This window comes from Mahella sp., assembly GCF_020054945.1.
GTDB lineage: Bacteria > Bacillota > Clostridia > Mahellales > Mahellaceae > Mahella.
Window position 1 is genome coordinate 23871 of record NZ_JAIHAU010000045.1, and the last position, 8096, is coordinate 31966.

General features: G+C 48.2%; 9 protein-coding genes and 1 riboswitch. Of the genes, 2 read left to right on the top strand and 7 right to left on the bottom strand.

The genetic code is table 11. The features are described 5' to 3' along the window. Positions 1-7 precede the first annotated feature (7 nt). The 7 genes from purF to JG770_RS08750 all read right to left on the bottom strand — a co-directional run bounded on the left by purF (position 8) and on the right by JG770_RS08750 (position 7296). Positions 8-1471: an amidophosphoribosyltransferase gene (purF, locus tag JG770_RS08720; protein WP_291957862.1), complete on the bottom strand. Its 1464-nt coding sequence runs from the start codon at positions 1469-1471 to the stop codon at positions 8-10. Continuing rightward, entirely contained in the window at positions 1432-3636 is a 2205-nt protein-coding gene (gene purL / locus JG770_RS08725) for a phosphoribosylformylglycinamidine synthase subunit PurL (protein WP_291957864.1), read from the bottom strand. The genes purF and purL overlap by 40 nt, the downstream gene beginning before the upstream one ends. Continuing rightward, entirely contained in the window at positions 3626-4336 is a 711-nt protein-coding gene (gene purQ, locus JG770_RS08730) for a phosphoribosylformylglycinamidine synthase subunit PurQ (protein ID WP_291957866.1), read from the bottom strand. The genes purL and purQ overlap by 11 nt, the downstream gene beginning before the upstream one ends. Before the next feature lie 2 nt (positions 4337-4338). Further along, entirely contained in the window at positions 4339-4587 is a 249-nt protein-coding gene (gene purS, locus JG770_RS08735) for a phosphoribosylformylglycinamidine synthase subunit PurS (RefSeq protein WP_291957868.1), read from the bottom strand. Continuing rightward, a complete protein-coding gene (purC, locus tag JG770_RS08740; protein ID WP_291957870.1) occupies positions 4588-5298 on the bottom strand; it encodes a phosphoribosylaminoimidazolesuccinocarboxamide synthase in 711 nt (236 codons plus the stop codon). Then, entirely contained in the window at positions 5295-5792 is a 498-nt protein-coding gene (gene purE, locus JG770_RS08745; protein ID WP_291957872.1) for a 5-(carboxyamino)imidazole ribonucleotide mutase, read from the bottom strand. The genes purC and purE overlap by 4 nt, the downstream gene beginning before the upstream one ends. A 73-nt stretch (positions 5793-5865) precedes the next feature. Continuing rightward, complete coding sequence (locus tag JG770_RS08750) at positions 5866-7296, bottom strand: NCS2 family permease (protein WP_291957874.1); 1431 nt, start codon at positions 7294-7296, stop codon at positions 5866-5868. 110 nt (positions 7297-7406) lie between these two features. Then, a riboswitch (purine riboswitch) is annotated at positions 7407-7508 on the bottom strand. Positions 7509-7547: 39 nt separating this feature from the next. On the opposite strand from JG770_RS08750, the gene JG770_RS08755 reads away from it, so the two are divergent. Both JG770_RS08755 and JG770_RS08760 read left to right on the top strand, forming a co-directional pair. Continuing rightward, positions 7548-7763 (top strand): helix-turn-helix domain-containing protein, encoded by a 216-nt coding sequence (locus tag JG770_RS08755; RefSeq protein ID WP_291957877.1) that lies wholly within the window; start codon positions 7548-7550, stop codon positions 7761-7763. Between the two features lie 17 nt (positions 7764-7780). Continuing rightward, on the top strand, positions 7781-7921 hold the full coding sequence (locus JG770_RS08760; protein WP_291957879.1) for a hypothetical protein: 141 nt from the start codon (positions 7781-7783) through the stop codon (positions 7919-7921). The last annotated feature ends 175 nt before the right edge of the window (positions 7922-8096 follow it).

Here is an 8096-nt window from a genome sequence, read left to right on the forward strand (position 1 = left end):
CTACCTCCTAGTGCCTTTCGAAAAGGCTTTTTTGCGCTTCACAGGATACTTCCATAGGATAGCGCCCATCAAAGCACGCCATGCAGTAAGGATTGGACAAAGCATCGAATTCATCGCTGCCTACAGTTTCAGCTATCGAGCGCACCAGTCCGTCCATGCTCAGGTAACCAAGGCTATCCGCCCCTATTATTTCACTTATCTCCTTTACGCTATGCGTGGCTCCTATTAGATGCTGGCGTGAAGGTGTGTCTATACCAAAATAGCACGGATACTGCACCGGTGGCGAGCTTATACGCATATGAACCTCGATAGCTCCGGCTTCCTTTAACATGTCCACTATCTGACGGCTGGTGGTACCGCGCACTATGGAGTCATCGACCATCACTATGCGCTTACCTTTCACGGTCTCCCTCAATGCGTTTAGCTTGACCTTTACGCCTTCCTCGCGCATCTTCTGCTCAGGCTGTATAAATGTGCGGCCCACATACCGGTTTTTTATAAGGCCTTCTCCAAACGGTATACCGGATTGCTGAGCATATCCTATGGCTGCTGTAGTGCCTGAGTCGGGCACACCTATGACCATATCGGCCTGCACCGGGTGCTCCATAGCCAGCATGTGGCCGGCGTTTATTCTGGCCCTATACACGCTGGCACCATCTATAACACTATCGGTGCGGGCAAGGTATACGAATTCAAATGAACACAGAGCCCTCTTAGGGCTATCCATTATTTTGAAGGATTCCAATCCATTCTTGCTTATAGCTATCCCTTCACCCGGTTTTATATCACGTATAAATTCAGCACCGATGGCATCTAAAGCACAGCTTTCCGACGCTAATACGTAACCATCGCCGAGTTGGCCAAGGCACAAAGGGCGTATGCCGTACGGATCGCGCACGCCTATAACAGCATCAGCGGTCAGTATGACAACAGCATATGACCCGTTTATTTGGCGCATAGCCTGACTTACAACATCTTTTATATCATCACCCTCGGCGCGCGATATAAGATTGGCTATAACCTCGGTATCCGATGTAGTCTGAAATATAGCTCCTTGAGCTTCTAACTCGCCGCGCAGAGAAACCGCATTTACAAGGTTTCCATTGTGGGCCAGGGCCATATCGCCACCTTTATAGCGCACTACCAAGGGCTGAGCGTTAGCTACATAACTCGAACCAGTGGTAGAATATCTTACGTGACCTATGCCGGCATAACCTTTAAGCTGGCTCAAAATTTTCGGATCAAATACCTCCGAAACAAGACCCATATCCTTAAAATAGCGAAGCCTTAATCCATCAGTCACAGCTATGCCGGCGCTTTCCTGCCCTCTATGCTGCAAGGCATACAAGCCGTAATATATCATAGGCGATACGTCTGCTTCGCAATCAGACAAATATACACCGAAAACCCCGCATTCCTCACGTAAGCCAGTTATCTGCGATTCATGTAAGCCGGTATAGTGCCCTCCCATTTATCTTTCATCTCCTCTACAGGCAATTGTACAACCTTGTTACCATTTACATCTACGTTAAGCCTATCGCCATAAACCGTGCCTATCACTTGGCAAGGCACTCCAAAGCTCTCGCATATGACGAAAAGTTTATCCAGATATTCTGGCTTTAATGATATTAATATTCTAGACTGGCTCTCGCCGAAAAGCAAAGCATCTGTACGGATACCAAATTTAAGGTTTACATAAGCACCTTTTCTACCGCTTATGCAGCTCTCAGCCAGAGCTATAGCAAGTCCACCATCGCTGCAGTCGTGGGCTGATGATATGATGCCCTCCTGAATAGCTTTAAGTGTGGCTTTTTGCACCGAGCTTTCTTTTTCGAGGTTTATATCGGGCACTTTACCCTTTTGCATCCCATATATAATATTGAGGAACTGACTGGCCCCAAGTTCTTCCTTTGTCTCGCCCAACAGCACTATAGCATCACCATCTTTTTTGAAAGCCTGAGTGGTTATATGCTTTACGTCCTCCATCACCCCTGCCATACCCACCGTAGGCGTAGGATATATGGCACCGCGATCGGTTTCGTTATAAAAGCTCACGTTGCCGCTTATAACCGGCGTATCCAGCGCGCGGCATGCCTCGGCCATTCCCATTATGGACTCTCTGAACTGCCAGTATATATCCGGCTTTTCCGGAGTACCAAAATTCAGACAATCGGTAATAGCTATGGGCAAAGCACCACTGCATACGATATTGCGCGCTGCCTCAGCTACTGCTATCGCACCACCTTTGTACGGATCAAGATAGCTGTACCTGCCGTTGCTGTCTATGGTAAGCGCTATTGCTTTATGCGTTCCTTTTATACGTACCACGGCGGCATCTGATCCCGGCGGTAAGGCCGTATCGGTGCGCACCATATAATCGTATTGCCTGTATACCCAGCGCTTGCTGCATATATCGGGCGAAGCCAGAAGCTTCAACAGCACATCGTTCATATCATCAGGCAGCGGCAGCGTCAATGGATCAAAAGCTGCCAGTTCATCTATATAAGCCGGTTTTTCATAACCCGGACGATACACCGGCGCTTCGGCCAACGACTTGGCCGGCACCTCGCCAACCTTTACGCCATTATCCAAGACGCGCAGCATGCCGTCATCGGTGACATGGCCTATAACAACCGCATGCAACCCCCATTTGTCGAATATATCATATACCTCCTGCTCTCTGCCTTTTTCTACTATTACCAGCATGCGCTCCTGCGACTCGGATATCATAACCTCGGTAGGCGTCATGCCGGTCTCGCGCTTGGGCACCAATGCCACATCCAGCTCTATACCGGTACCGGCCCTTGCCGCCGTTTCGCACGTCGACGATATTATGCCGGCAGCGCCCATGTCCTGTATGCCCACCACGCATCCTGTTTTAAACAGCTCTAGGCAAGCTTCGAGCAGCAGTTTCTCCATAAAAGGATCTCCAACCTGTACGGCCGATCGACGTTCTTCCGATTCGGCAGTGATCTCCACCGATGCAAAACTGGCACCGCCCATGCCATCGCGCCCGGTCGTATGACCCACTATCATAACCGAGTTGCCCACGCCGGCCGCCGCGCCACGCTGTATCTCATCGTGGCGTATAAGCCCGACACACATAGCATTTACCAGCGGATTACCGGTATAGCATGGGTCAAACCCGACTTCGCCTGCCACCGTAGGTATTCCTATGCAGTTACCATAACCCGCTATACCGCTCACAATTCCATCCATAAGATAGCGCGAGCGCGGGTTATCCAGCGGTCCGAATTTGAGCGAATCCAAAAGGGCCACAGGCCGCGAGCCCATAGTGAATATATCGCGTATAATGCCGCCCATGCCGGTAGCCGCTCCTTGATAAGGCTCCAAAGCCGACGGATGGTTATGGCTCTCCACCTTCATGCATACAGCCAATCCGTCGCCTATATCCACTATACCGGCATTTTCACCCGGCCCTTGCAATATTCGCGGTCCCGATGTCGGAAACATCTTGAGCATAGCTCGCGAATGCTTATAACCGCAGTGTTCCGACCACATCACACCGTAAAGGTTTAATTCCAGATCATTAGGTTCTCTGCCCAATATATCGATTATCATCCTGTATTCATTTTCAGTGAGGCCTACCTCATCCCACCGTTGTTTACTTGGCATTTGCAATCCTCCTCTCCGCCCATTCTACTATTGAGCCGAATATAAGCCGGCCATCGGTACCACCCAGTATGGGATCGCACACGCGCTCGGGATGCGGCATCATGCCCAACACATTGCCTTTCTCATTCATTATACCAGCTATATTGTGCATAGATCCATTAGGATTAGCCTCATTTGTACATTCGCCCTGCGCATCGCAATAGCGGAAGATGACTTGGCCGTTGGCTTCCAGCCTCTCCAATGTGGCTTCGTCGGCCACATAATTGCCTTCGCCGTGAGCTATAGGCACATTGAGCACCTGCCTATCTTGGCACATATTTGTAAACATCGACCGATTATGCTCCACGCGTATATACTGTGGCTGACATATGAATTTAAGCTCACGGTTGCGTATCAATGCCCCCGGCAAAAGACCTGCCTCGGTCAATATCTGAAAGCCGTTGCATATACCTATAATCGGCTTCCCCATCTCGGCAAAATCCTGTACCGACTGCATAACAGGCGAAAATCGAGCTATAGCGCCGCAGCGCAGGTAGTCGCCGTATGAAAATCCTCCCGGCAACACAACGCAGTCTACATCAGAGATATCGCTCTCTTTATGCCATACATAGCGTACATCCTGTCCCATGACGTCCCTCAGCGCATGATAGCAGTCGCTGTCACAGTTGGAGCCGGGAAATACTATTATACCGAATCTCATGGCTAATCCTCCGTTATCTCGAAAGAGAAGTTCTCCATAACCGGATTGGCTAATAATTTCTGGCACAACAGTTCTACCTGTTTCTCGGCTTCTTCTCTGGATACGCCATCTTTTATTTTCACTTCTATGTGCTTACCTATGCGCACATCGTCCACAGCATCGAATCCCATGGACAGAGCGGCGTCTTTTACGGCCGTACCTTGCGGGTCCATTATGCTTTTTTTCAAAGTAACGTTTATTTTGGCTGTCATTTATTCTCCTCCCATAAGACGCCTCAGTATTTCCTGATAGGCCTCTTCCACATGGCCCAAATCCCTTCTGAAACGATCTTTATCCAATTTTTCATTTGTGGTCATATCCCAGAAGCGGCATGTATCAGGCGATATCTCATCGGCCAGTATTATCTGTCCGTGGAAACGCCCGAATTCCAGCTTGAAATCGACCAGGCGTATATTCATGCCCTTTAAGTAATCGCTCAGTATATCGTTGACCTTAAAGGCCATCTCGTCTATAACCTTCATCTCTTCCGGCGTAGCCAAGCCCATAGCATATACGTGATAAGCGTTTATCATCGGGTCGCCGAGCTCATCGTTCTTATACGAATATTCTAGTACCGTATGTTTCAATACGGTGCCTTCGGGTATACCCAACCGCTGCGATATGCTGCCGGCGGCTATATTGCGCACTATGACCTCCACCGGCACTATATCGACCTTTTTGACCAATGTCTCGCGATCGGATAGTTCCTGTACGAAATGCGTCGGTATACCGCGGCCTTCCAGCATCTTGAACAAATGATTGGATACCTTGTTATTGACCACACCCTTACCCACTATGGTACCGCGCTTTACGCCGTTGAACGCGGTGGCATCGTCCTTATATTCCACTATCACGTAATCGGGATCATCCGTGGCATAGACTTTTTTGGCTTTACCTTCATATAGTTGTTCCAACTTCTTCATAAATTGCTTGCCTCCTGTTTTACTTTAGCATCTTTGGCCATAACCCCTTTGGCCATATTTTCCTTATACTCCTTAAGTTTATCAGCCAGCTCATCATACTTTACGGCCAGTATCTGTACCGCCAGTATGGCGGCATTTTCAGCGCCGTCTATGGCTACGGCAGCCACTGGCACGCCCGGCGGCATCTGTACGGTGGACAACAATGCGTCCAGACCCTCCAGCGCCGATGATTTCATCGGTATGCCTATAACCGGCAAGGTAGTATAGGCCGCCATAACGCCGGCCAAGTGCGCCGCCTTACCGGCAGCGGCTATTATAACCTCAAAACCTTGGTCGCGCGCCGAGGCAGCAAACGCCGCGGCAACATCGGGCGTGCGGTGGGCCGATATAACGGCTGCCTCAACCTCTACGCCGAAATCCTTCAAAAGCTTTATTCCTTTGGTCAACGCGGGCAGATCGGAATCGCTGCCCATAATCCATGCAACCCTTGGCATTTTATGAAAACTACCTCCTCAAAAACGAAATCCGGATAGCACAATATTCTATCCGGATTTTCGCTCAATTTATTCATACCTGCAAGGCGAATTTCAATATAAACAGCACGGTAAAGACATACATTATCGGATGCACCTCTTTAGCCTTGCCGGTAACTATCTTGATCAGCGTATAGAATATGAAGCCGGCCGCTATACCGTTGGCTATGCTGTAGGTAAACGGCATCATGACCAATGTAAAGAAGGCCGGAAGGGCTTCGGTGAAATCATCAAAGTTTATCTTCATAATGGCACCTATCATGAGCACGCCCACTATTATGAGGGCCGGAGCAGTGGCCTGAGCCGACACAATGCCGACAACGGGCGACAGAAACAATGCTAGTATGAAGCATATGGCCGTCACCACCGATGTAAGCCCCGTTTTGCCACCCTCGCTTATGCCGGCAGCGCTCTCAACATATGTGGTAACATTGCTGGTGCCCACAAGCGCACCTATCGATGTGGCTATAGAATCAGCAAATAATGCCTTGTCCAGTTTCCTCGGGAAACGCCCTTTGCCGGGTTTATCGTTTTTCTCATCGAATATACCGGTTTTACGACCGGTGCCTATAAACGTACCAATGGTATCAAAGGTATCCACCAAGCTGAAAGACATTATTATGGCCAAAGCCGACACGATACCGGCGCCGATGCCAGTACCTGCTGTAAACAAGCCATTGAAATCCAGCTTAAATAAGGTAGGCTCCAAGCTTGGCGGTAAAGAGAATATCCTGAAGCTTTCAGGCAAAAATATATCCATCTTAAGATCGAGCACCGTTTGCATGAAAACACCTATGACAGTGGTGAGTATAATGCCCAACAATATGGAGCCTTTCACCTTTCTTACCATAAGTATGCCGGTTATGATAAGGCCTATGGCGGTTAATACAACTTTGGGATCCTTAAGACTGCCCATGGCTACAAGCGTATCCGGCGATGAAGCTACCAGACCGCCTTCTTTGAAGCCTATAAGGGCTATAAAGAGGCCTATGCCGGCGCCTATGGCGTTTTTGAGCGAATCGGGAATAGAGTCGACTATCATTACTCGGAGTTTTGTAACGGTGATAATTATATTGATGATACCACAAATAAAGACTATGGCCAATGCCTGCTGCCACGTGTAACCGACAGTAAGCACGACATAGAAAGTGAAGAATGCGTTCATGCCCATACCGGCCGCCAAAGCAAATGGCACATTGGCTACAAGGCCCATTATCATGGTGCCTATAACAGCCGATAATATAGTAGCCACAAATACTGCGGCTATGACCGGATCATTGGAAACATTGAGCCCCGCTTCGCCTACTGCGGCACCCAAAAGGCCTTGGGAATTCATACCGGACTGAGCCAGTATCATCGGGTTGACAAAGATTATGTAGGCCATCGTGATGAATGTTGTGATGCCGGCTATAATCTCTGTGCGCACATCGGTGCCATTCTCTTTTAGCTTAAAATAACGATCCAAAACCTTCTCCTCCTCAATATTATTTTTATCGCCAAGTGAATATAAAAGCGCATGACCTCATCTTTCAGGTGAAATCATGCGCTTCTGGCCAAATAAGTATAGATATAGCATCGCGCTAATCATCCACCCATAGTCGGATGATTTACGGTCATCCGGTAGATACTCCCAAACCATATTATTGGGATTATATGAGCTCATATTTCCTTCAACGGTTAAATATTATTAATAAGAATATCGAAAGGAGTGGTGATATGTCTGTTTCCGAGCAGGTAAAAATTTTATGTGTTAAGCTTGGGATAAGTGTTTCTGAACTCGGACGACTATCCGGTAGAAGTCCGCAGGCCTTTAGTCAAAAAATGAAGCGGGAAAGTTTCACCGTCGACGAGTTGAAAAAAATCGCCGAAGCGGCCGGATGCAAATATGAGGGTTCTTTTATAATGCCATCTGGTGAGAAAGTTACATACTAAAGGAAAGGTGGTTATTGATGACGATATATGAAAAAATCGACCGCTACAAGATGGCCATTGATGAAATGCGTCCATTTGAAGATCGCCGCGCCGCATTCTTCTGTTTTCAAACAGGAGTCAGGCGCGGTCCGGTTTTTCACAAAAATCTCTGTCAATAGCCTATAAAAATGTCATATAAAAAGGTTCAATTTTGTTCGACAAAAATGTCACTGTGAGCTTAAAAAAGTATTACATAGATAATTATAGTGGAACCTTGGATTGACGCTCGCCGCTGGGCAGCCGGTGGGTGTAATACACCCACCGGCCCAGATAAAAGCTTTGCATAAAATTGTG

Coding starts and splice junctions, on each gene's coding strand:
- purC (WP_291957870.1), bottom strand. CDS start 5,298: ATGAAGAAGTTGGAACAACTATATGAAGGTAAAGCCAAAAAAGTCTAT.
- purS (WP_291957868.1), bottom strand. CDS start 4,587: ATGACAGCCAAAATAAACGTTACTTTGAAAAAAAGCATAATGGACCCG.
- purQ (WP_291957866.1), bottom strand. CDS start 4,336: ATGAGATTCGGTATAATAGTATTTCCCGGCTCCAACTGTGACAGCGAC.
- purL (WP_291957864.1), bottom strand. CDS start 3,636: ATGCCAAGTAAACAACGGTGGGATGAGGTAGGCCTCACTGAAAATGAA.
- JG770_RS08755 (WP_291957877.1), top strand. CDS start 7,548: ATGTCTGTTTCCGAGCAGGTAAAAATTTTATGTGTTAAGCTTGGGATA.
- purF (WP_291957862.1), bottom strand. CDS start 1,471: ATGGGAGGGCACTATACCGGCTTACATGAATCGCAGATAACTGGCTTA.
- purE (WP_291957872.1), bottom strand. CDS start 5,792: ATGCCAAGGGTTGCATGGATTATGGGCAGCGATTCCGATCTGCCCGCG.
- JG770_RS08760 (WP_291957879.1), top strand. CDS start 7,781: ATGACGATATATGAAAAAATCGACCGCTACAAGATGGCCATTGATGAA.